Source organism: Streptomyces sp. NPDC001450 (assembly GCF_053597295.1).
Window position 1 is genome coordinate 13,326 of record NZ_JBSFHY010000048.1, and the last position, 22,333, is coordinate 35,658.

Here is a 22,333-nt window from a genome sequence, read left to right on the forward strand (position 1 = left end):
CGTCCGGCGTACTAGTGTGGGTCAACTGACGACTGTTTCACGGCAGTTGATCCAGTTGTTCGAGGTGTACCCGGGGTGCGTCAACGGCTCCTGGGGGTGCGCAGGGTGGTGAGCGCGGACGTGTGCGCCCCGCCGGACTCGGCCACGACCTCCGCCACGGTCTGCGGCTCCCGCACGGTCGCGAAGGCCACGTCTCCCGTGCCGTCCGGCGCGAAGCCGTAGATCCCCGGCCGGGCTAGGGAGTTGTAGGCGTAGTGGTGGGCGAAGTAGTACGCGCCCGTGTCCAGCGCCGCCGCGTAGTCGCCCTGCTCCAGCAGGGGCAGGGTGCGCCCCTCGGCGAGCAGGTCGCCCGAGAAGCAGGCCGGGCCGGCCACGTCCTGCACCACCTCGGGGCCCGACCGGGGCCGCCCCTTGGCGTCGTACGCGGCGATCCGCAGCGGCCACGCCCCGGGCGCGTACACGGTCCGCGTGGCCACCTGCACGCCCGCGTGCGTCACCGCGATCCGCCGCCCGCCGGAGCTCTTGGTGTACTCCACCCGCGCCACCACCGTGCCGTGCCGGGCCAGCAGCGACCGCCCGAACTCGGTCACCAGCCCGTACCGCCCGTCGAACAGCCCCGGCACCTCATCGGCCAGCAGGCGCGCGTACTGCGCGTACGTCGGCGCCGTCGCCTCCGCCGTGAAGTCGACCGGCAGCCCGCCGCCGATGTCGAGCGTGTCGATCTGCCGCCGCCCGATCCGCGCGTTGATCTCCTCCGCGAGCGCGTACGCCTCCGCCACGCCCCGCGCCAGCAGTGGCAGCGGGATGCCCTGCGAACCGGTGTGCGCGTGCAGCCGGGTGAGCCACGGCCGGTCCGCGTACGCCCGCACGACCCACTCCCGGGCCCCCTCGTCGCGCAGGGCCACCCCGAACTTGGAGGTCTCCGTCGCCGTCGAGGTCGCCCCGATGGTGCCGCCGCCGATCTGCGGGTTGACCCGGATGCCGAGCGGCGACCGGCCGGGCGCCGGCCGGACGAGGGCGTCGAGCCGGTCCAGCTCCTGCGGGTTGTCCGCGTTGACGGCGATGCCCAGCGCGAGCGCCTCGCGCAGCTCGGCCGGGGTCTTGGCGGGCGAGTCGAGCACGGTCCGGTCCGGCGGCACCCCCGCCGCCCGCGCCAGCGCCAGCTCGCCCGGGCTCGCCACCTCCGCTCCGATGCCCTCCTCGTGCAGCAGACGCAGTACCGGCACCAGCGGGGTCGCCTTCACCGCGAAGGCGTGCAGCACCGGCGTCCCCGGCGCCGATACCGCGTCGAACGCCGCCCGCAGGGCCGCCGCCGACTCCCGGATGCCGGTGACGTCCAGCAGCGCCACCACGGCCGCGTCCGGCCCCAGCAGCCCCTGCTCCACCGCGCCGCGCACCGCCTCGTCCCGCCGGGCGGCCCGCTCCCGGGCCTCGCTGTCGGTGTCCTGATCCACGACCGCTCCTCCTGTCGCCCTGCCCGCGTGTTCGGGTGATTCCAGCCAAACACCCGCGACGCGCGGACGGGCTGCGGCCGACGTATTGACTAGTTCTATTCAGACAGTCAGGATGTGAATAGAGATAGCAACAGGAGGAGGCAGACGATGTCGGGACCCCGCCCCGTACGAGCACCGCGCGGCACGGAACTGAGCGCCCTGGGATGGCAGCAGGAAGCCGCCCTGCGGATGCTGCAGAACAACCTCGACCCCGAGGTCGCCGAGCACCCCGACAAGCTCGTCGTGTACGGCGGCACCGGCAAGGCCGCCCGTGACTGGCGCTCCTTCGACGCGATGGTGCGCACGCTGAAGACCCTCAAGCAGGACGAGACCATGCTGGTCCAGTCCGGCCGCCCGGTCGGCGTCATGCAGACCCACGAGTGGGCCCCGCGTGTCCTCATCGCCAACTCCAACCTGGTCGGCGACTGGGCCAACTGGGAGGAGTTCCGCCGTCTGGAGGCCCTCGGTCTGACCATGTACGGCCAGATGACCGCCGGCTCCTGGATCTACATCGGCACCCAGGGCATCCTGCAGGGCACCTACGAGACCTTCGCCGCCGTCGCCGCGAAGAAGTTCAACGGCACCCTCGCCGGGACCATCACGCTCACCGCCGGCCTCGGCGGCATGGGCGGCGCCCAGCCGCTCGCCGTGACCATGAACGACGGCGTCGCCATCTGCATCGACTGCGACCCGCGCGCCATCGAGCGCCGCATCGAGCACCGCTACCTGGACGTCAAGGCCGACAGCCTCGACCACGCGCTCCAGCTGGCCACCGAGGCCCGTGACGCCCGCCGCCCGCTGTCCATCGGCGTCCTCGGCAACGCGGCCGAGCTGGTCCCGCAGCTGCTCGCGATGAACGCCCCCATCGACATCGTCACCGACCAGACCTCCGCCCACGACCCGCTGTCCTACCTGCCGGTCGGCGTGGCCTTCGAGGACATGGCCGACGCCGCCGCCAAGGACCCGGCCGGCTTCACCACGCGTGCCCGTGAGGCGATGGCGAAGCACGTCGAGGCGATGGTCGGCTTCATGGACGCCGGTGCCGAGGTCTTCGACTACGGCAACTCCATCCGCGGCGAGGCCCAGCTGGCCGGCTACGACCGCGCGTTCGCCTTCCCCGGCTTCGTCCCCGCCTACATCCGTCCCCTCTTCTGCGAGGGCAAGGGCCCGTTCCGCTGGGCCGCCCTGTCCGGTGACCCCGCCGACATCGCCAAGACCGACAAGGCGATCCTGGAGCTCTTCCCGGAGAACGAGTCCCTGCACCGCTGGATCAAGATGGCCGGCGAGCGCGTCCACTTCCAGGGCCTGCCCGCCCGCATCTGCTGGCTCGGCTACGGCGAGCGCGACAAGGCCGGCGAGCGCTTCAACGACATGGTGGCCTCCGGCGAGCTGGCGGCTCCGCTGGCCATCGGCCGCGACCACCTCGACTGCGGCTCCGTCGCCTCCCCGTACCGCGAGACCGAGGCCATGCTCGACGGCTCCGACGCGATCGCCGACTGGCCGCTGCTGAACGCGATGGTCAACGTGGCCTCCGGTGCGTCGTGGGTGTCCATCCACCACGGCGGTGGCGTGGGCATGGGCCGCTCCATCCACGCCGGCCAGGTCACGGTGGCCGACGGCACGAAGCTGGCCGGCGAGAAGATCCGGCGTGTCCTCACCAACGACCCCGGCATGGGCGTCATCCGGCACGTGGACGCCGGGTACGACATCGCGGAGTCGGTCGCGCAGGAGCGCGGGGTCCGGGTGCCTATGCGCGAGGGTGACCAGGCGTGACCTTCCACAGCATGTGGGCGGAGCTGCTGCCGATCGGCCGCAGCTCCGCCTCCGGCGGCTACCGGCGCTACGCCTGGACCGGTGCCGACACCGAGTGCCGGGCCTGGTTCCAGGAACAGGCCGAGGCGCGGGGGCTGGCCTACGAGGTCGACCGGAACGGGAACCAGTGGGCCTGGCTCGGGGATCCGGCCGCCGGGGACGCCGTCGTCACCGGGTCGCATCTGGACTCCGTGCCGGACGGCGGCGCCTTCGACGGGCCTCTCGGGGTCGTCTCCTCCTTCGCCGCCCTGGACGAGCTGCGCGGCAGGAACGTGCGGTTCGCCAAGCCCCTCGCCATCGTCAACTTCGGTGACGAGGAGGGTGCCCGGTTCGGGCTGGCCTGTGTCGGCTCCCGGCTCACCGCGGGGGAGCTGACCGTCGAGCAGGCCCATCGGCTCACCGACGGCGACGGGATCAGCCTCCCGAAGGCCATGGAGGCCGCCGGGTACGACCCCGACGGCATCGGGGCCGACCCGGAGCGGCTGGCCCGTATCGGCGCCTTCGTCGAGCTGCACGTCGAGCAGGGCCGCGCGCTGGACCTGTCCGGCGACCGGGTCGGAATCGCCAGTGCCATCTGGCCGCACGGCCGCTGGCGCTTCGACTTCCGCGGCGAGGCCAACCACGCCGGCACCACCCGGCTGGTCGACCGGCGCGACCCGATGCTGTCGTACGCCGAGACCGTGCTCGCCGCCCGCCGGGAGGCCGAACTCGCCGGTGCCGTCGCCACCTTCGGCAAGATCTCCGTCGAGCCGAACGGCGTCAACGCCATCCCCTCCCTGGTGCGCGGCTGGCTCGACTCCCGCGCCGCCGACCAGGCGACCCTGGACACGGTCGTCGGCGGCATCGAGAAGGCCGCGCGGGAGTACGCGGACGCCCACGGCATCGACCTCGACGTCGTCCGGGAGTCCTTCACCCCGGTGGTCGAGTTCGACCACGCGCTCCGTGACGAACTCGGCCGCATCCTGGGGACGGCGAGCGACCGCCTGAACGTGCCCGTCCTGGGGACCGGTGCCGGACACGACGCCGGAATCCTCTCCGGGCGCATTCCGACCGCCATGCTGTTCGTGCGCAACCCCACCGGCGTCTCGCACTCCCCGGCCGAGTTCGCGGCCGAGGACGACTGCGTGGCCGGGGTGAGCGCGCTCGCCGACGTACTGGAAGGGCTGGCCTGCACGTGACCACACGGACGTACTGGCTGGAACACGCCTGGCTCGACACGAACGTCGAGCCGGGCGTGGCGGTGCACGCCGGTGTGGACGGCCGGATCTCCGCCGTCCACACCGGCGTCGCCACCCCGCCGCCCGGCGCCGGGATACTGCGCGGACTGACCCTCCCCGGCCTGGCCAACGCCCACTCGCACGCCTTCCACCGGGCGCTGCGCGGCACGGTCCAGGTCGGCTCCGGCACCTTCTGGACCTGGCGCGAGGTGATGTACTCCGTCGCCGACCACCTGACCCCGGAGACCTACCACGCCCTCGCCCGCGCGGTGTACGCCGAGATGGCTCTGGCCGGCATCACCTGCGTCGGCGAGTTCCACTACGTGCACCACGCCCCGGGCGGCAGGCCCTACGCCGACCCCAACGCCATGGGCGAGGCGCTGATCGCGGCCGCCGCCGAGGCCGGTATCCGCATCACCCTGCTGGACACCGCCTACCTCTCCTCCGGCTTCGGCGCGGAACCCGACGCGCACCAGCTGCGCTTCTCCGACGGCAGCGCGGAGGCCTGGGCCGAACGCTGTGCAGTTCTCAAGGAGCGGGACCACGCGCGGATCGGGGCGGCGATTCACTCCGTACGGGCCGTGCCCGCGGGCCAGTTGGCGACCGTGGCGCGGTGGGCACAGGAGCGGCGGGCCCCGCTGCACGTGCACCTGTCCGAGCAGACGGCGGAGAACGACGCCTGCCAGGCCGCGCACGGCTGCACCCCCACCCGGCTGCTCGCCGACCACGGCGTCCTCGGCCCGCGCACCACCGGTGTGCACAACACCCACCTCACCGACGAGGACATCGCGCTGCTCGGCGGCTCCGGTACCGGCACCTGCATGTGCCCGACGACCGAGCGTGACCTGGCCGACGGCATCGGCCCCGCCGTCGCCCTCCAGCGGGCGGGCTCCCCGCTCTCCCTCGGCTCCGACAGCCACGCCGTCATCGACCTGCTCGAAGAGGCACGCGCGATGGAGCTGAACGAGCGGCTGCGCACCCGCACCCGGGGCCACTGGACCGCCTCGGCGCTGCTGCGGGCCGCCACCGCCGACGGCCACGCGGCCCTCGGCTGGACGGACGCCGGCACCATCGAGCCCGGTGCGCTCGCCGACCTGACGACGATCGCCCTCGACTCGGTCAGGACGGCCGGGCCGCTGCCCGGGCTGGGCGCCGAGACGGCCGTATTCGCGGCGGGCGCGGCGGACGTGCGGCACACCATCGTGGGCGGCCGCCATGTCGTACGGGACGGTGTGCACGCGCTCGTGCCCGACGTGCCGTCGGCACTCGCGGAAGCGATCGACGCCCTGCGCGGCTGACCACCGCCGAATCCGCCGAACCCCAACCGGCCACCCCAGAGGACACCATGAGCAGCAGCACCGTCATCACTAACATCGCCACGCTGGTCACCAACGACCCCTCCCTCGGTGACGGCTCCCCCCTCGGCCTGATCCAGGACGCGGCCGTCGTCATCGACGGCGACCGCGTCGCGTGGACCGGTGAATCCAGCAAAGCACCCGCCACTGACAACCGGGTCGACGCGGGCGGCCGGGCGGTGCTGCCTGGCTTCGTGGACTCCCACTCCCACCTGGTCTTCGCCGGCGACCGCACGCAGGAGTTCAACGCCCGCATGTCGGGCCGCTCCTACACCGCGGGCGGCATCCGCACGACGGTCGCGGCCACCCGCGCCGCGACCGACGCGCAACTGGAGGCGAACCTCACCCGCTATCTGGCGGAGGCGCTCCGCCAGGGCACCACCACCTTCGAGACGAAGTCGGGCTACGGCCTCACGGTCGAGGACGAGTCCCGCGCCCTCGCCATCGCGGCCCGGCACACCGACGAGGTGACGTACCTCGGCGCCCACATCGTCTCCCCCGACTACGCCGACGACCCGGCGGCCTACGTCGCCCTGGTCACCGGCGAGATGCTGGACGCCTGCGCGCCGCACGCCCGCTGGATCGACGTCTTCTGCGAGAAGGGCGCCTTCGACGGCGACCAGGCCCGCACGATCCTGACCGCGGGCAAGGCCAGGGGCCTGCACCCCCGCGTCCACGCCAACCAGCTCTCCTACGGTCCCGGCGTCCAGCTGGCCGTCGAACTGGACGCGGCGAGCGCCGACCACTGCACCCACCTCACGGACGCGGACGTCGACGCCCTCGCGAACGGCAACACGGTCGCCACGCTCCTGCCCGGCGCCGAGTTCTCCACCCGTGCCCAGTGGCCGAACGCCCGCCGCCTCCTGGACGCGGGCATCACGGTGGCCCTGTCGACGGACTGCAACCCCGGCTCGTCCTTCACGTCGTCCCTGCCGTTCTGCATCGCGCTGGCGGTACGGGACATGGGGATGACGCCGGACGAGGCGGTGTGGTCGGCCACGGCGGGCGGGGCGGCGGCGCTGCGGCGCGACGACATCGGCCGCGTCGGCCCCGGCGCGTACGCCGATCTGATGCTGCTGGACGCGCCGAGCCATGTGCACCTGGCATACCGGCCGGGCGTTCCCCTGGTCACCGGCGTGTGGCGGCGGGGCGCGCGGGTGGTCTGACGGGGGCGGCGCGTCATTCGGGCCGGCCGAACTCCATCTGCCGGACACTCCGCGGTATTCAGATGTATTCTGACGTCATGGGCGACACCACGATCAAGATCAGTGACTCGACAAGGGACCGTCTCCGCACGCTTGCCGAAGAGCGTGGCATGAGTACGCGTGCCTATGTCGAGCGTGTCGTCGCCGCGACGCCCACCGAAGCCGAGCGGGCCGAGCGGACGGCGCGGGCCGTGGCCTATGTGCGCGCCCACCTCCGTGAGGACTTCGGCGAGGAGGACGTGCGGCAGGCTCAGGAGTGGCGGGCGGCGATCGTCGCCAGGCGGACGGGGAGTCGCAGGTGATCATTCTCGATCACACGGCGGTCCTCGCTCTGTGCCGTGGTCACCGGCTGCTCTCGGGACTCGCCGTCGTCGAGGCCGACGATCCCGCCCGGCGCGCTCATGTGCCCGCGCTCTGTCTCGTCGCCGCAAGCCTCGAGCGTCCAGGCGTGGCGGCTCACGTCGGGGCCCTGCCCGGTCTGGAGTTCCCGCCGCTCGACTTCGCCGGTGCGGCTGCGGTCGAGCAGATCGTGTCCGCCGGGCTGGACTGGCGCTTCGGGCACGCCGTGTACGCAGCCGCGTCGGACCCGGTCGAGGGGCAGGTGCTGAGCGCCACGCCCGACGCCTACGACGGCACCGGGGTGTGGGTCGTGGACATCGGCAAACCCTGACGAGCGGGCGGCCTCACCTGACCCCGGCCCGCCACCGCTGCCCCGGTCCCCCGTCCAACGGCTCGAGACCCACCCCGCCCCAGCTCTCCGGCGTCACCGCCGTCTCGATGGCGATCGCCGGGCGGATCGTGCCGTCGGAGGCGACGGTGAAGCGGAGGTTCTGGCCGTTGGAGCCGTAGACCGAGTCGCAGCCCCAGATGCCCACGCCGCGGTCGGTCGAGCCGCGGCTGTCCAGGCAGAAGTCGGAGTCGGCGGCCGAGCGGAGGACGCCCAGGTAGGTGTCGAGGCGCCAGCGCTGGGTGGGGGAGGAGGAGCAGGGGGCCGTGATGACGTCGTTGCCCTGGGAGAGGTCGCCGTCGCGGATGTCGAGGCAGCGGCCCGTGGCGAGGTTCACCACCTGGGCGTAGGTGCTGCCCGGGGGCGAGAACGAGGGCGTGGGGGACGGACTCGGGGTGCGGCTGGGGCGTGGCGACGGGGTCGGCCGGTGTGAAGACCGCTTCGGGGACGGGGACCTGGTGGTGGTGTGAGTAGGGGTCGGCGAGGGGGACGGGGTCAGTGAGACCGTCGCCGTCACCGTCACCGGTGGAGGTGTGGGCGTCGCGGCCACCGGCTCCTGCGCGTGGTCGTCCGGTGCGGACAGCAGGAACACCAGCAGGGGGAGCAGGGCCACGCCCAGGGCCGCCGAGACCAGCAGATAGCGGCGCCCGGGTGGCCAACTCCCCGCATTGGCAGGCGGTTCGGGGGCGGGGAGGGGTTCGTCGGGGCGGATGTACGACGTCCCGTTCCACGGCAGCAGGCCCTCCGCCAGGGTCTGCCTCGGGGCGTCCCGCAGTGCGGTCAGGTCCTCGAACGCGGCCGTGCAGTACGGGCAGTGGGTCCGGTGGGCGTCCAGGTCGGGGCTGCGACGGGGGCCGTCCTGTCGTACCGCCTCCTCGATCAGCCGGCGGAAGTCGGCGCAGCGCGGGTCGTCGGAGGCGGCCAGACGGTGCCTCAGGCACGCCTCGGCCAGGGACTTGAGGGCCGGCTGGGTGCAGTGGGCCACGTCCGCGCGGCTAAGGCCGAGGAGGGCCGCGGTGCGCTCCACGGGTTCCGCTTCGAGGACGCCGTACCAGATCAGGCCCTGGGTGCGGGACGGGAGCGTCTGGAACGCCGGGAGGAGGGGAGGGGTCGGGCCGTCGGGCAGGCCGCTGGAGTTCAGGACCAGGAGCAGGGCCGGGTCCACCCCCGCGGAGCGTTCGTCGGTCGCCCAGCGGGCGGCCAGTTGCGCGGTGAGGAGCAGGAGTTGGTGGCGCAGCGGGACACTCGGTTCCCGGCCGCGGGCCGTCTCACGGGCCGCCGTGGTGATGGCTTCCGCCGCCAGCCGGCGTGCGGCGGACTCGCTCGCGGTGCACAGCCGGGCGTAGGCGAGGACCGCCGGGTGGTGCCGGCGGCGCAGTTCCTGCAGGGCCGGGTAGGCCGTCGGGGTGGGGGAGCGCAGCAGTTCCGTCAGCCGCGCGTCCGATGCGTCCGCGTGTTCCGCGCCCGCTTCGGCCCAGTCGCCGCCCTGAGCCATCCCGCACACTCCGTCCCCCGAAACCTCTGACGTACCAGTCAGTTATGGGGGCCCATCGTGATGGAGGGGTCCGGTTCGGAAAAGACGTTTCCCGCGGTAACCCACATAACGGTTCGGGTGCTCGAACAGGGTGAAGCGGCCCGGCGTCGTCGGCCGAGCCGCTTCCCGCGGGTGACGGAGGGTCACTCCTCCAGGGTCAGCCCCCTGCGCAGCCGCACCAGGGTCCGCGTCAGCAGCCGGGAGACGTGCATCTGGGAGATGCCCAGTTCCTCGCCGATCTCCGACTGGGTCATGCCCGCGACGAAGCGCAGCGAGAGGATCTTCCGGTCCCGCGGCGGGAGTTCGGCGATCAGGGGCTTCAACGACTCGACGTACTCGATGCCTTCGAGCCCGTGGTCCTCGTATCCGATGCGGTCCGCGAGCGCGCCCTCGGAGTCGTCCTCCTCGGGCTGGGCGTCCAGGGAGGAGGCGGTGTACGCGTTCGAGGCGGCCATGCCCTCGACGACCTCGTCGTTGGACAGGCCGAGCCGTTCGGCGAGTTCCGTGACGGTGGGGGCGCGGTCCAGCTTCTGGGCCAGTTCGTCCCCGGCCTTGGCCAGGTCGAGGCGCAGCTCCTGCAGTCGGCGCGGTACGCGCACGGACCACGAGGTGTCGCGGAAGAAGCGCTTGATCTCGCCGATGATGGTCGGCATCGCGAAGGTGGGGAACTCCACACCGCGGGTGAGTTCGAAGCGGTCGATCGCCTTGATCAGGCCGATGGTGCCGACCTGGACGATGTCCTCCATCGGTTCGCTGCGGGAGCGGAAGCGGGAGGCGGCGAACTTGACGAGCGCGAGGTTCAGTTCGACGAGCGTGTTGCGGACGTACGCGTACTCGTGCGTGCCTTCCTCCAGCGACGTCAGCCGCTCGAAGAGGGTCTTGGACAGGGCCCGCGCGTCGACTGGGTCGACCTCGTCGAAGGGGGGGATGTCCGGGAGCCCCGCGAGGGGGGCGTGGGTGTCGACGGGATCGAGGGGGTGATCCAGTTGTTCCGGTGGGGGTGTCGACGTCGCGATGCGGGTAGGCGATTCGTCGAGCCGGGGTGACATGGGTGTCCTCCGTCGTTCTCGGCATATGGCTGCCGAAGCCGATACGTGCACTGCGGTGTGCGGCGCCTCCGAAGCCGGCGTGTAGGGATGTGTGTCCCTACTAGCCCTACCCGCTTCTGCGAGCCGACCGCAAGTGCGTTCCATGGCGATCTGTCCGACTATGTGAGGTTGTTCGGGTGTCGGAGAGTGTGAGGAAGGCGTAGTGTTCGAGGGCGTCAGTAGCAGCCACGACCTCGGGAGAGAGACGGCATGGACCACGGGATGGTCGGCAGCGCACAGTCGGGCCGGCTTCTGGTGGAGGTGCGCGAAGTGGGTTCCAGTGCCGTAGTGACACCGGCGGGTGAGCTCGATCACCACACCGCCGATCTTCTGCGCGAGCCGCTCGACGACCTCCTGGGCAAAGGGTTCTCACGCCTCGTGGTGGACTGCTCACGGCTGGAGTTCTGTGACTCCACCGGCCTGAACGTGCTGCTCGGAGCCCGACTGAAGGCGGAGGCCGCCGGTGGCGGAGTGCACCTGGCCGGGATGCTCCCGGTGGTCGCCCGGGTGTTCGAGATCACCGGAGCGGGGGCGGTCTTCACCGTCCATGACTCCCTGGAGGCGGCGCTGGCCGGCGAGGCCGACTGAGACCCGCGCCCCGGCCGACCCCTGTGGGGCCGTGGCCCGGCGCGGCGCGCGTCATGCCCAGAACGGGGGTGTTCCCCCGGATCCGCCGGGCAGGAGAATGCTGAACGCGACGGCCGTCGGGGTGTCGGACCGCCCGGGGAACCGGCGAAACGGCCCGGGCGTGATGAGCTTGAGTCGTGTGCTTTTGAATCGTGTACTGGTGAATCGGTGAGGTGAAGCGCTGATGAGCACCACCCGGCCTTACTCGCCGGGCGACCGCGGCCCGGAGCCGAGCGGCGCTTCCGGGGCGTCCGAGGGGGGTGCGCCGGGGGACGGCGTGTCCGCGGGGGCAGCCGCGCCGTCCGTGCCGTCCGAAGGCGTGCGGGAGACCCCGGGGCGGCAGGTCCGCAGGCTGCGCCTGGACGGTGCGAGCGGGGTCGTCCCGCTCGCCCGTGACTTCGCCCGCCAGGCGCTGTACGCGTGGGGCTGGCTGCCCGCCGCCTCCGCCGACCGGCGGGCCGCCGCCGAGGACGTCCTGCTCGTCGTGTCCGAGCTGGTCACCAACGCCTGCCTGCACGCCGAGGGTCCGCAGGAGCTGCTCCTCGCCCGCGACGACAAGGTGATCCGGGTGGAGGTGACCGACCGCGGCGCCGGCCAGCCGGCCCCCCGCACCCCGCACCGCGCCGGCCGCCCCGGCGGCCACGGCATGTTCATCGTGCAGCGGCTGTGCCTGGACTGGGGCGTCGTCCGCACCCCGGGCCGCTCGGGCAAAACCGTTTGGGCAGAACTGGGCGCTCCTGTCTGAGTGTTCGGGTGGCCGGCCCGGCACGGTCACCTGAGCCTCCGTCTCCACTCGAACCCCCTTTCGTGCACGCCGGATCGACACAACTCCGGCGTGTGCTGCGTCTTCCCTCCTCAAGGCCCCCGGCGTACCTTGACGGCCGAATCTGATATGCCGTCAGGAATGAATGGGGTGGACCGACCGTGTCGTACCCGCAACGAACCGCCGCGCTCGTGTCCGCCGCGGCCCTGGCCGGCTCGGCGGTGCTGCTGGCCGCGCCGGCGGCCCACGCCGACGTCGTGGACGTCAACTACCACTGCAAGACGCCGATCGGCGACAAGAGCGCCGTCTCGCCCATCGACATCAAGGGTGTCAAGAGCGGCAACGGCTACAAGATCACCATGTCCTGGCAGAAGGGCGTCTCCTCCAGCCCGGTCGAGCTGGGCAAGGGCGCGATGAAGCCGAGCGCCACCATCGATCTCGGCGGCGCCGACCGCGGCACCCTCGCCGTCACCGGCCCGGCCAACGCGGCCGCGATACCCGCCAACACACCCATCAAGATCAGCGACTTGAGCGGCACCTACACGCCGGAGAAGACCGGCAAGGTCACCTTCACGGCGGGCACGCTCACCATCAGGGCGCTCGGTACGACGACCACCTGCACCCCCGCCAACAGCCCCAAGCCGTCCCTGACGCTGGACGTGACGGCGGCCGGCGGATCATCGTCGTCCTCCTCCTCGTCCTCCTCGTCCTCCTCGTCCTCCTCGTCGGGCGGCTCCGGCGGACAGCTCCCGCAGACCGGCCCCGAGGACTCCGCCGTCGCCCTCGGCACCCTCGGCGGAACGGTTCTCCTCGCGGGCGCGGCGGGCGCGTTGTGGCTGACCCGGCGGAACCCGGCCACGCGCCGCTGAACCAGTCGCACGCCGCTCAACCGCAGCCTCCGACCGCTGGAGCCGCCCATGCCGTCCGCCGCCGCCCGTGTCCTCGGCCTCGCCCTGTTCCTGTTGCCGGCCTCCGCACCGCACGCGGAAGCCGCGACAGCCTGGTCCCTCGCGCCCGCCGGCGCCGGACGCCCCTCCTTCTACGCCGAGGGTGCCCCCGGAACGGTCCTGCAGGACACGGTGTCCGTGACCAACCGCGGCCGGACGCCGCTCACCGTCCATCTGCGCGGCACCGGCGTGCGGATCGCGTTCGCCCGGACCGGCCTGCGCGTCCCCGCACGCACCCGCGCCGAGGTGCCGTTCACGGTGACCGTGCCGACCGGTGCCGCACCCGGCGACCGCTCCGGCACCCTCACCGCCCGGGACGCGGACGGCCGTACGGCGGCCGTGAAGCTGCGGCTGCGCGTGGGCGGCCCGGCCCTGTCCGCGCTGACCGTCGAACATGTGGCGGTGCACGGCGACCGGATCACGTACGAGCTGGTCAACCGCGGTACGACCACACTCGTACCGAAACTCGCGGTGCACGCGGACGGCGTCTTCGGCCAGGTCCTGGACCGCCCCGCACACACCCTGCCGGTCCACCTGCCCCCGGCGTCCCGCCGCAGCCTCAGCGAGCCGTGGCCCGGCCGGCCCGCGCTGGACGACGTCGACGTACGGCTGACGGTCACGGCGGCGGGCGGCGCCCACGACACCACGCACACCTCGGCCCGGTTCGTGCCCTGGGGCGCGGTGACCGGGGTCCTCGGGGCGCTCGCCGCGGCGGCCGCGCCGGTGGCCGTACGGCGGAGCAGGCGTCGTAGGACTACCGCCGAGGACGACGAACCCACGGCTACGGAAGTCGAGTTGACGGGAGCGGTGACGTGAGCGGCAAGGCCCGGACATCCGTGCTGGCGGTGGTGCTCACGCTGCTCCTGCTGCCGCTCCGCGTCCCCATGGCCGCGGCGGACGGGCCCGCCGTGAAGCTGTCCACGTCCCAGGCGGGCACGGGCGGTTCGGTCACCGTCAGCGGGAGCGGCTGGCGGCCGCACACGCTGCTGATGATGCTGATCTGCGGCAGGTCAACCCCGTCCCGGGGCGTGATCGGCGGCACCAACTCCTGCGCCAACGGCGACGGCCGGGCCGTGACCACCGACGCCGGCGGGTCCTTCACCAGGAAGCTGCCGGTCGCCGAGCCGCCCGTGCCGTGCCCCTGCGTGGTGCACGTCGCCACGGTGACCGGTGCGCAGGCCGAGGCGGACGCCGTCCTCCGGGTCGCCGGGCATCCCGTCGCCCCGCTGCCCGCCGAGTCCTCCGGCGGCCGGCTGTCGATCCTCTCCGACACCCGGCTGACCGGCTCCAGCGGCGTGCTCACCTGGTTCGGGGCGCCACCGAGCCGCACCCTGGTCTTCACCGCGGGCAACACCGGCTCCACCGAGATCAAGAACCCGGTCTTCCGCGTCGGCACCGCGCACGGCGTCTTCGCGCCCCAGTGGGACGAGCAGCAGTGGCGCGGCGCCCTCGCACCCGGGAAGAAGGCGCAGATCAAGCTGCCCGTCGAACTGTCGGCCGGGGCGCACGGCGACTACACCGTCTCCCTCCGGTACGACGGCAGGGTGCTGGCCGAGCAGCCGTGGGGCGTGGGCCGCCCCTGGGGCGTGACGCTGTTCTGGATCCTGCTCTGCCTGGTCGTCCCGGCCGCGCTCTTCCGCGCCGGGATGGCCGTCGTGGACCGGGTACGGCCGCGCCGGCCGGGCGGCGTCCGCCACCGGCGGCTCACCCGGCCGGCGCTGCGGCTGCCCCGCTCGCGCACCGGGCCCGCGCCCGAACCGACTCCGACCCTGCCGTGGTTCACCCCGGACTCCGCTCCGGGCGGCCCGGCCGGCCGGCTCTCCGCACCGCACGACGACAGCCCGACGAGTCCTACGACTCCGACCCCGAAGGGACCCACGTGAGCATGCGAAGGAGAGTCAAACCGGCCCGCAGGACGGGCGCCGCCGGCGCCGCACTGGTGCTCTGCTCGGCGGGCGTACTGCTGGGCGTGGCGGCCACGCCCGCGCAGGCGGCCGAGGTGTCGTTCGCCACCCACTGCGTGCCGCCCGCGGGCATCGACCCGGTCGACGGCACCACGAAGGTCGAGATCACCGCGCCGGCCACGGCCAAGGTGGGCGACACGGTCGACATCGTGTGGAAGTTCGTCCAGGCCGCCTCCAAGAACCCGGACATCATCGACCTGCCCGCCAACTCGGTGCAGCCGTCCGGGGTGCTCAAGGCGGCCGGGACGCAGACCGCCGACATCGCCATGCAGGGCCCGCGGGAGAACCCGGCGATCCCCAAGGGCGGCGACATGGTGCTGTCCGACATGAAGGGCACCCTGAAGCTGACGACGGCCGGCGAGGTGACGCTGACACCGGACGCGTACACGGTCAACGCGATGTCGACGGACACCAAGTGCACGCCGAAGGAGACCGTGCAGAAGGCGGCGACGATCCGGGTGACGCCGGGCAGCGGCGGCACGTCCAGCTCGTCACCGACCCAGTCGGCCACGCCGACGAAGAGCGCGACCCCGACCGGCGGCACGGGCCAGACCGACTTCCCGGGCAAGGAGGTCCAGGTCCCCTACGCCTGCAAGACGCCGATCGGCGACAAGAACGCGACCTCGCCGGTGCAGATCAACGCCAAGAAGAACGGCGGTGACTACGACCTCACCGTGCAGTTCAAGAAGTCGGTGATGAACAGTCCCGCCGACATCCCGAAGGACTCCGTGAAGCCGTCGATGGAGGTGGTGCTGGGCGGCGCGGACAAGGGCACCGTGCATGTGGAGGGGCCGACGAACGCGCAGCCCATCAAGTCCGGCGACCCGATCGAGATCCCGGACCTCACCGGCACCTACAAGCCGGGCGCGAGCGGCACCTCGACCCTGGCGCCGGGCGTCCTCACCATCAAGGCCCTGGGTACGACGACGACCTGCACGCCGGCCAAGTCGCTGGTCTCCCTCACCCTGGACACCGCCCAGCAGCCGGGCGGCGCCTCGGGCGGCACCTCGGCCTCCGGAGGCACGTCGTCCGCCGGCGGCTCCAGCAGCAGCGGCGCGGGCGGCCTCGCCGAGACCGGCTCCGGTGACCACGGCGCCCTCAAGGCCCTCGGCCTGGTGGCGGGTACGGCGATCCTGCTGGGCGCCGCGGTGTTCACGTTCATGCTGAAGCGCAGGACGCGGTAGTTCCCGTACAACGGAAGAGGGCCACCGCACCGTCAGGGATGCGGTGGCCCTCCTCGGAGCCTGGGGCTACGTCAGTGGACGTCACCCATGAGCTTGTTGACCTTCTTGCGGTACATCCACACCGCGACACCGGCGACCACGGCGAGCACGGCCTCCAGGGTGACGAAGCCCGTCTTGTCGAGGTTCACCCCGCCGACGGCCGGGTTGGACAGCAGCGCGGTGATCGAGTCGCCCGCGGTGACCGCGAGGAACCAGACGCCCATCATCTGCGAGGCGTACTTCTTCGGCGCCATCTTCGTCGTGACGGACAGACCCACCGGAGACAGCGTCAGCTCACCGATCGTCTGGACGAAGTAGATCGCGACCAGCCACATCGCCGCGGCCTTGTGACCGCCCTCGGCGATCGACAGCGGGGCGAGGAAGAGGAAGAACGACGCACCGATCAGCACCAGGCCGGAGGCGAACTTCACGATCGTGCTCGGCTCCTTGCCGCGGCGGTTCAGCCACAGCCACAGCCAGGCGAAGACGGGCGCCAGGGCCATGATCATGACCGGGTTGACCGACTGGTACCAGGAGACCGGGAACTCCCAGCCGAAGATGGAGTTCTCGGCCTTGCCGTCGGCGAAGATCGACAGGGTCGAACCACCCTGGTCGTAGATCATCCAGAAGACGGCGGCGGCCACGAAGAACCAGACGTAGGCCGACACCTTCGAACGCTCGGCGCCGTCCAGGTCCTTGTCCCGCAGGATGCGGGTGATGACGAAGACCGGCACGATCAGACCGATGACGGTCAGCGGGATGAGCGCCCAGTTCAGGGTGAAGTGGCCGGAGAAGCCGACGGCGGCGTAGAAGACCGCGGCGATGCCCAGCCAGATCAGGCCCTTGCGCAGCGTGGCGGACTTCTCCTCGGCGGACAGCGGCGTGGGGACGACGCTGCTCTTCTCGCTCAGGTGACGGCTGCCGAGCAGGTACTGGGCCAGACCCAGCGCCATGCCGAGCGCGGCCAGCGCGAAGCCGAGGTGCCAGTTGACGTTCTCACCGACGGTGCCGATGACCAGCGGCGCGGCGAAGGCGCCCAGGTTGATGCCGATGTAGAAGAGCGTGAAGCCACCGTCACGACGCGGGTCGTCGGCGCCCTTGTACAGGTGACCGACCATCGTCGAGATGTTGGCCTTCAGCAGACCCGAGCCGATGGCGACGAGGCCGAGGCCGACGAAGAAGCTGGCCGAGACCGGCAGCGCCAGGCACAGGTGGCCCAGCATGATGATCAGACCGGAGACGGCGACCGTCTTGCGCGGACCGAGGACGCGGTCCGCGAACCAGCCGCCCGGCAGGGCGAGCAGGTACACGAGCGATACGTACACCGAGTAGATCGCGGTCGCGGTGCCCGCGTTCAGGTGCAGGCCACCCGGGGCCACCAGGTACAGCGGGAGCAGGGCCCTCATGCCGTAGTAGGAGAATCGCTCCCACATCTCGGTCATGAAGAGAGTGGCCAGTCCGCGGGGGTGGCCGAAGAAGGTCTTCTCGGAACCGGGGGTGCCCGGGCGGACCGAGTCCTTCGTCAGGCTGGACGCCATGGTCGTTCCTTGCTGGTCGGGACGCGGCGGCTGGAGCGTTGCGCGCCCGGTGGGGGTGCGGCCGGCACCGGCGGGGTCGGCCGTCCACCCCCACGCCCAGGGGGAGTCCGTTCCGGATCACGGAGCGGCGGACGGCGACCACCGGGATCCACGCCCTGGACGCGTCACCGCGTCCGGAGCCCGGCCAGAGGTCATTCCTTTCAAGGCTGATCTTCGTCAGCCCCGCACACAAAAGAGACCTTCAGCGTCTTTTCCGCCAAAGGTCCCCGGTGTGCTACAGGCGTTCAGGTCACCATACGGCAGGACAGTGCCGGATATGGAAGGACTTGAGACGCGGATCACAGGTGTCGAGGGAACCGCGCGACCTGTTTCGAAGGTGTTATCTACCATCGCACCTCTCGGGCAATGGTTCGTACCAGGGGCCCGGCAAGGTAAGAACTCCTGGAACCGATCACACCCCAGCACTGCGCGCGGGCGGTCTACCATCACCTCATGACCCGTGTACTGCTCGCCGAGGACGACGCGTCCATCTCGGAGCCGCTGGCCCGCGCCCTGCGCCGGGAAGGTTACGAGGTCGAGGTGCGCGAGGACGGCCCCACCGCGCTCGACGCCGGAATGCAGGGCGGCGTCGATCTGGTCGTGCTCGACCTCGGCCTGCCCGGCATGGACGGCCTGGAGGTCGCCCGCCGGCTGCGTGCCGACGGCCACACCGTGCCGATCCTCATCCTGACCGCGCGGGCCGACGAGGTGGACACCGTCGTCGGTCTGGACGCGGGCGCCGACGACTACGTCACCAAGCCCTTCCGGCTCGCCGAACTGCTCGCCCGGGTACGGGCCCTGCTGCGCCGCGGCGCGGCGGAGCCGCAGCAGCCGCCGGCCACACACGGCGTGCGGATCGACGTCGAGTCGCACCGCGCGTGGATGGGCGACGAGGAACTCCAGCTGACGGCGAAGGAGTTCGACCTGCTGCGGGTGCTGGTGCGCGACGCCGGCCGGGTCGTCACGCGCGACCAGCTGATGCGCGAGGTCTGGGACACCACGTGGTGGTCGTCCACCAAGACGCTCGACATGCACATCTCCTGGCTCCGCAAGAAGCTGGGCGACGACGCGGCGAACCCCCGGTACATCGCGACGGTGCGCGGCGTGGGCTTCCGCTTCGAGAAGAGCTGAACCCCTCACCGGGGTCCGGCAGTCCCTCTAGGTGACGGAACATGCGTCGACGTCTCATCCAGTCCACCCTCGCCGTAGTCCTCGTGGTGATCGCCGTCTTCGGTGTCTCCCTGGTGATCGTCGAGACACGGACGATCAGCAACAGCGCCCAGGAGCGGGTGGAGTCCGAGGCGGTGCGACTGGCCAGCATCGTGGACAGCCGCATCCTCGCGGCGGAGAACGTCAACGCCGACGTCCTGCGCAACCCGGTCAGCAAGGAGCAGTACGCCGAGATCCGGGTCCCGGGCCGGCCGGCGATCGAGATCGGCACCAAGCCCGAGGGCGACGTCATCCGCTCCACGCAGAGGGGCGAGGAGGGTGAGACCGTCACCGTCGCGGAGCCCCGCTCCGCGGTGACCCGCGAGGTCGGCCGGACGCTGCTGATCATCGGTCTGGTGGCGCTGCTGGCGGTGGTCGCCGCCGTCCTGCTCGCCGTACGCCAGGCCAACCGGCTCGCCTCCCCGCTGACCGACCTCGCCGAGACCGCCGAACGCCTCGGCTCGGGCGATCCGCGCCCGCGGCACAAGCGTTACGGCGTCCCCGAGCTGGACCGCGTCGCCGACGTGCTCGACTCCTCGGCCGAGCGCATCGGCCGGATGCTGACCGCGGAGCGGCGCCTCGCCGCCGACGCCTCCCACCAACTGCGTACGCCTCTCACCGCACTGTCCATGCGTCTGGAGGAGATCACCCTCACCGACGACCCGGACACGGTGAAGGAGGAGGCGAACGTCGCTCTCACGCAGGTCGAGCGGCTGACGGACGTGGTGGAGCGGCTGCTGACCAACTCGCGCGACCCGCGCACCGGCTCCGCCGTCTCCTTCGACCTGGACGAGGTCATCCAGCAGCAGCTCGCCGAGTGGCGGCCCGCCTACCGCAGCGCGGGCCGGGCCATCGTCAGCTCCGGAAAGCGGCATCTGCGGGCTGTCGGCACGCCCGGCGCGGTCGCGCAGGTGCTGGCCGCGCTGATCGAGAACTCGCTGATGCACGGTGGCGGCACGGTCGCCCTGCGCACCCGGGTCACCGGCAACCAGGCCGTGGTCGAGGTCACCGACGAGGGGCCGGGCGTCCCCGGTGACCTGGGCGCCCGGATCTTCGAGCGCACGATCAGCGGGCGCAACTCGACGGGGATCGGGCTGGCCGTCGCCCGCGACCTCGCGGAGGCCGACGGCGGCCGCCTGGAACTGCTCCAGACCCAGCCACCGGTCTTCGGCCTGTTCCTGTCCCGCACACCTCCGAGCCGAAAGCCGGACGAGGACCAGCCGACCGTCCGCTAGCCGGCCGCTACGGGACGCGCTGCTGGGGTGCGGGCTCTCTCGACTCCTGCTCCAGGATCGATTCCGCGTTCGCCACGGCCTCCCGGGCGGGCATCGCGCGGAACACCCAGGTGCGGTACGACCAGAACCGGAACAGGGTGGCGACGCCGATGCCGATGAACTTGAAGACGTTGCTCTGCAGCGGGCTGTCCCAGCCGAAGCCGTACGTCGCCAGGTAGAGCACGCCGTTCTCGATCACGAGGCCGATCGCGCTGAACATCAGGAACAGCGTGAGTTCCTTGGTGCGGCCGCTCTTGTCACGGTCCCGGTACGTCCAGTAGCGGAAGCCGACGTAGTTGAAGGCGATCGCGACGACGGTCGCGATGATGCTGGCGCGCACCACCGGCAGGTCGGAGACGTGCCGGACCAGGTTGAACACGCCGAGATTGACAAGGACGCCGGCGCCTCCGACAGCGCCGAACTTGGCCACCTCGCGTACGAGCCGTTGCAGCCCCGAGGAACGAGGTTCCATGGCTGTGCAGCTCCCGTCGGTAGGTTTCGTCAACCCAGCCATGCTATCCAGGTGACCTGTCCGCCGCCCCCGGACCGGGCCACAGCTTGGGAACGGGTCGGAAAGAGCCGGGAAAGCCCCCGGTAAGAGGCGGTGTGAGGGACGTAATCCGGCCGGGTCGGCGTGGCCGATACCCTAGGGGCGTGACGTTCCCGGTAGTCGGCATGGTCGGCGGTGGGCAGCTCGCGCGTATGACGCACGAAGCTGGCATCCCGTTGGGCATCAGGTTCAAGCTCCTCAGTGACACCCCTCAGGATTCCGCGGCGCAGGTCGTCAGCGATGTCGTCATCGGCGACTATCGCGACCTGGACACGCTGCGTGAGTTCGCGCGCGGTTGCGACGTGATCACCTTCGATCACGAACATGTACCCACCGAGCACCTCAGGGCCCTGGAGGCGGACGGCATCCCCGTGCGCCCCGGGCCCGACGCTCTCGTGCACGCCCAGGACAAGGGCGTGATGCGGGCGAAGCTCGACGCGATCGGCGTGCCGTGCCCACGGCACCGGATCGTGAGCGACCCGGAGGATGTCGCGGCCTTTGCGGCGGAAGGGGACGGCTTCCCGGTCGTCCTCAAGACCGTCCGCGGCGGCTACGACGGCAAGGGTGTGTGGGTCGTCGACTCCGTCGAGGAGGCCGCCGACCCGTTCAAGGCGGGCGTCCCGGTCCTCGCCGAGGAGAAGGTCGACTACGTCCGCGAGCTGGCCGCCAACGTCGTGCGCTCCCCGCACGGCCAGGCCGTCGCCTACCCGGTGGTCGAGTCGCAGCAGGTCGGCGGCGTCTGCGACACGGTGATCGCGCCCGCGCCCGACCTGGACGAGGAGCTGGCGCTCCAGGCCGAGGAGTTGGCGCTGCGCATCGCCAAGGAACTCGGCGTCGTCGGCCACCTCGCCGTCGAGCTGTTCCAGACCCGCGACGGCCGCATACTCGTCAACGAACTGGCGATGCGTCCGCACAACTCGGGCCACTGGACCCAGGACGGCGCGATCACCTCCCAGTTCGCCAACCACGTGCGTGCCGTGCTCGACCTCCCGCTGGGCGACCCGCGCCCGCGCGCCAGGTGGACGGTCATGGCCAACGTCCTCGGCGGCGACTACCCGGACATGTACTCCGCGTACTTGCACTGCATGGCCCGCGACCCCAAGCTCAAGATCCACATGTATGGCAAGGACGTGAAGCCCGGCCGCAAGGTCGGACACGTCAACACCTACGGCGACGACCTGGACGACGTGCTGGAGCGCGCCCGTCACGCAGCCGGCTACCTGAGAGGCACGATCACCGAATGAGCCCTGTTGTTGGCATCGTCATGGGGTCGGACTCCGACTGGCCCGTCATGGAGGCCGCCGCCAAGGCCCTGGACGAGTTCGAGATCGCCTACGAGGTCGACGTCGTCTCCGCGCACCGCATGCCGCGCGAGATGATCACGTACGGCGAGCAGGCCGCCGACCGCGGTCTGAAGGTGATCATCGCCGGTGCCGGGGGCGCCGCCCACCTGCCGGGCATGCTCGCCTCGGTCACCCCGCTGCCGGTCATCGGCGTGCCCGTGCCGCTGAAGTACCTCGACGGCATGGACTCCCTGCTGTCCATCGTGCAGATGCCGGCCGGTGTCCCGGTCGCCACCGTCTCCGTCGCCGGCGCCCGCAACGCCGGTCTGCTCGCGGCCCGGATGCTCGCCGCGCACGACGAGGAGCTGCTGCAGAAGATGCGCGACTTCCAGCAGGACCTGAACGACCAGGCCACCGAGAAGGGCAAGCGGCTGCGCACCAAGGTCGAGGGCGCCGCGGGCGGCTTCGGCTTCGGGAAGTGAGGC

At 71.7% G+C, this 22,333-nt stretch carries 21 protein-coding genes; 16 read left to right on the forward strand and 5 right to left on the reverse strand.

The features are described from left to right. Positions 1–80 precede the first annotated feature (80 nt). Entirely contained in the window at positions 81–1,454 is a 1,374-nt protein-coding gene (locus tag ACWC5O_RS38120; RefSeq protein WP_450591076.1) for a diaminopimelate decarboxylase, read from the reverse strand. A 147-nt stretch (positions 1,455–1,601) separates the two neighbouring features. Between ACWC5O_RS38120 and hutU the strand changes: the two genes are divergently transcribed. The 6 genes from hutU (at position 1,602) to ACWC5O_RS38150 (ending at position 7,752) form a co-directional block, all read left to right on the forward strand. Then, positions 1,602–3,266, forward strand: coding sequence for a urocanate hydratase (hutU, locus tag ACWC5O_RS38125; protein ID WP_450591075.1), 1,665 nt, complete (start codon positions 1,602–1,604; stop codon positions 3,264–3,266). Further along, positions 3,263–4,483 carry an allantoate amidohydrolase gene (locus tag ACWC5O_RS38130; RefSeq protein WP_450591073.1) on the forward strand — a complete coding sequence of 407 codons (1,221 nt, stop codon included), beginning with the start codon at positions 3,263–3,265 and terminating at the stop codon, positions 4,481–4,483. Before hutU ends, ACWC5O_RS38130 begins: the two co-directional genes overlap by 4 nt. Then, entirely contained in the window at positions 4,480–5,820 is a 1,341-nt protein-coding gene (locus ACWC5O_RS38135) for a formimidoylglutamate deiminase (RefSeq protein WP_450591072.1), read from the forward strand. The genes ACWC5O_RS38130 and ACWC5O_RS38135 overlap by 4 nt, the downstream gene beginning before the upstream one ends. 47 nt (positions 5,821–5,867) lie before the next feature. Further along, complete coding sequence (hutI, locus tag ACWC5O_RS38140; RefSeq protein WP_450591071.1) at positions 5,868–7,043, forward strand: imidazolonepropionase; 1,176 nt, start codon at positions 5,868–5,870, stop codon at positions 7,041–7,043. A gap of 149 nt (positions 7,044–7,192) precedes the next feature. Continuing rightward, the gene (locus tag ACWC5O_RS38145) at positions 7,193–7,384 is read left to right on the forward strand and encodes a hypothetical protein (protein ID WP_450591070.1); all 192 of its coding nucleotides are present in this window, start codon (positions 7,193–7,195) and stop codon (positions 7,382–7,384) included. Continuing rightward, positions 7,381–7,752 carry a hypothetical protein gene (locus ACWC5O_RS38150; RefSeq protein ID WP_450591068.1) on the forward strand — a complete coding sequence of 124 codons (372 nt, stop codon included), beginning with the start codon at positions 7,381–7,383 and terminating at the stop codon, positions 7,750–7,752. The genes ACWC5O_RS38145 and ACWC5O_RS38150 overlap by 4 nt, the downstream gene beginning before the upstream one ends. A 13-nt stretch (positions 7,753–7,765) precedes the next feature. On the opposite strand, the gene ACWC5O_RS38155 is transcribed toward ACWC5O_RS38150, so the two are convergent. After that, a complete protein-coding gene (locus tag ACWC5O_RS38155) occupies positions 7,766–9,304 on the reverse strand; it encodes a ricin-type beta-trefoil lectin domain protein (RefSeq protein WP_450591067.1) in 1,539 nt (512 codons plus the stop codon). A gap of 182 nt (positions 9,305–9,486) precedes the next feature. Continuing rightward, on the reverse strand, positions 9,487–10,392 hold the full coding sequence (locus ACWC5O_RS38160) for a SigB/SigF/SigG family RNA polymerase sigma factor (protein ID WP_450591066.1): 906 nt from the start codon (positions 10,390–10,392) through the stop codon (positions 9,487–9,489). A gap of 249 nt (positions 10,393–10,641) precedes the next feature. Between ACWC5O_RS38160 and ACWC5O_RS38165 the strand changes: the two genes are divergently transcribed. From ACWC5O_RS38165 to ACWC5O_RS38190, 6 genes are all read left to right on the forward strand, one after another. Beyond that, on the forward strand, positions 10,642–11,019 hold the full coding sequence (locus tag ACWC5O_RS38165; RefSeq protein WP_094216577.1) for an STAS domain-containing protein: 378 nt from the start codon (positions 10,642–10,644) through the stop codon (positions 11,017–11,019). A 223-nt stretch (positions 11,020–11,242) separates the two neighbouring features. Continuing rightward, positions 11,243–11,803 (forward strand): ATP-binding protein, encoded by a 561-nt coding sequence (locus ACWC5O_RS38170; protein WP_450591065.1) that lies wholly within the window; start codon positions 11,243–11,245, stop codon positions 11,801–11,803. Between the two features lie 179 nt (positions 11,804–11,982). Further along, on the forward strand, positions 11,983–12,690 hold the full coding sequence (locus tag ACWC5O_RS38175) for an LPXTG cell wall anchor domain-containing protein (protein WP_450591064.1): 708 nt from the start codon (positions 11,983–11,985) through the stop codon (positions 12,688–12,690). A 48-nt stretch (positions 12,691–12,738) separates the two neighbouring features. Beyond that, on the forward strand, positions 12,739–13,584 hold the full coding sequence (locus ACWC5O_RS38180; protein WP_450591063.1) for a hypothetical protein: 846 nt from the start codon (positions 12,739–12,741) through the stop codon (positions 13,582–13,584). After that, entirely contained in the window at positions 13,581–14,651 is a 1,071-nt protein-coding gene (locus ACWC5O_RS38185; RefSeq protein ID WP_450591061.1) for a hypothetical protein, read from the forward strand. Before ACWC5O_RS38180 ends, ACWC5O_RS38185 begins: the two co-directional genes overlap by 4 nt. Positions 14,652–14,653: 2 nt before the next feature. Continuing rightward, positions 14,654–15,916 (forward strand): hypothetical protein, encoded by a 1,263-nt coding sequence (locus ACWC5O_RS38190; RefSeq protein WP_450591060.1) that lies wholly within the window; start codon positions 14,654–14,656, stop codon positions 15,914–15,916. Positions 15,917–15,987: 71 nt separating this feature from the next. On the opposite strand, the gene ACWC5O_RS38195 is transcribed toward ACWC5O_RS38190, so the two are convergent. Further along, on the reverse strand, positions 15,988–17,493 hold the full coding sequence (locus tag ACWC5O_RS38195) for an oligopeptide:H+ symporter (protein WP_450591058.1): 1,506 nt from the start codon (positions 17,491–17,493) through the stop codon (positions 15,988–15,990). 492 nt (positions 17,494–17,985) lie between these two features. Here ACWC5O_RS38195 and ACWC5O_RS38200 point away from each other — a divergent pair, with 492 nt between their 5' ends. Continuing rightward, a complete protein-coding gene (locus ACWC5O_RS38200) occupies positions 17,986–18,663 on the forward strand; it encodes a response regulator transcription factor (RefSeq protein ID WP_020940464.1) in 678 nt (225 codons plus the stop codon). Positions 18,664–18,704: 41 nt separating this feature from the next. Next, entirely contained in the window at positions 18,705–19,976 is a 1,272-nt protein-coding gene (locus ACWC5O_RS38205; RefSeq protein ID WP_450591057.1) for an ATP-binding protein, read from the forward strand. Between the two features lie 7 nt (positions 19,977–19,983). On the opposite strand, the gene ACWC5O_RS38210 is transcribed toward ACWC5O_RS38205, so the two are convergent. Then, on the reverse strand, positions 19,984–20,487 hold the full coding sequence (locus ACWC5O_RS38210) for a GtrA family protein (RefSeq protein ID WP_450591056.1): 504 nt from the start codon (positions 20,485–20,487) through the stop codon (positions 19,984–19,986). 182 nt (positions 20,488–20,669) lie between these two features. On the opposite strand from ACWC5O_RS38210, the gene ACWC5O_RS38215 reads away from it, so the two are divergent. Next, a complete protein-coding gene (locus tag ACWC5O_RS38215; RefSeq protein WP_450591055.1) occupies positions 20,670–21,809 on the forward strand; it encodes a 5-(carboxyamino)imidazole ribonucleotide synthase in 1,140 nt (379 codons plus the stop codon). After that, the gene (gene purE / locus ACWC5O_RS38220) at positions 21,806–22,330 is read left to right on the forward strand and encodes a 5-(carboxyamino)imidazole ribonucleotide mutase (protein WP_450591054.1); all 525 of its coding nucleotides are present in this window, start codon (positions 21,806–21,808) and stop codon (positions 22,328–22,330) included. Before ACWC5O_RS38215 ends, purE begins: the two co-directional genes overlap by 4 nt. Positions 22,331–22,333: the final 3 nt, after the last annotated feature.

Coding starts and splice junctions, on each gene's coding strand:
- hutU (WP_450591075.1), top strand. CDS start 1,602: ATGTCGGGACCCCGCCCCGTACGAGCACCGCGCGGCACGGAACTGAGC.
- hutI (WP_450591071.1), top strand. CDS start 5,868: ATGAGCAGCAGCACCGTCATCACTAACATCGCCACGCTGGTCACCAAC.
- ACWC5O_RS38145 (WP_450591070.1), top strand. CDS start 7,193: ATGAGTACGCGTGCCTATGTCGAGCGTGTCGTCGCCGCGACGCCCACC.
- ACWC5O_RS38155 (WP_450591067.1), bottom strand. CDS start 9,304: ATGGCTCAGGGCGGCGACTGGGCCGAAGCGGGCGCGGAACACGCGGAC.
- ACWC5O_RS38160 (WP_450591066.1), bottom strand. CDS start 10,392: ATGTCACCCCGGCTCGACGAATCGCCTACCCGCATCGCGACGTCGACA.
- ACWC5O_RS38165 (WP_094216577.1), top strand. CDS start 10,642: ATGGACCACGGGATGGTCGGCAGCGCACAGTCGGGCCGGCTTCTGGTG.
- ACWC5O_RS38170 (WP_450591065.1), top strand. CDS start 11,243: ATGAGCACCACCCGGCCTTACTCGCCGGGCGACCGCGGCCCGGAGCCG.
- ACWC5O_RS38180 (WP_450591063.1), top strand. CDS start 12,739: ATGCCGTCCGCCGCCGCCCGTGTCCTCGGCCTCGCCCTGTTCCTGTTG.
- ACWC5O_RS38190 (WP_450591060.1), top strand. CDS start 14,654: ATGCGAAGGAGAGTCAAACCGGCCCGCAGGACGGGCGCCGCCGGCGCC.
- ACWC5O_RS38195 (WP_450591058.1), bottom strand. CDS start 17,493: ATGGCGTCCAGCCTGACGAAGGACTCGGTCCGCCCGGGCACCCCCGGT.
- ACWC5O_RS38200 (WP_020940464.1), top strand. CDS start 17,986: ATGACCCGTGTACTGCTCGCCGAGGACGACGCGTCCATCTCGGAGCCG.
- ACWC5O_RS38205 (WP_450591057.1), top strand. CDS start 18,705: ATGCGTCGACGTCTCATCCAGTCCACCCTCGCCGTAGTCCTCGTGGTG.
- ACWC5O_RS38210 (WP_450591056.1), bottom strand. CDS start 20,487: ATGGAACCTCGTTCCTCGGGGCTGCAACGGCTCGTACGCGAGGTGGCC.
- purE (WP_450591054.1), top strand. CDS start 21,806: ATGAGCCCTGTTGTTGGCATCGTCATGGGGTCGGACTCCGACTGGCCC.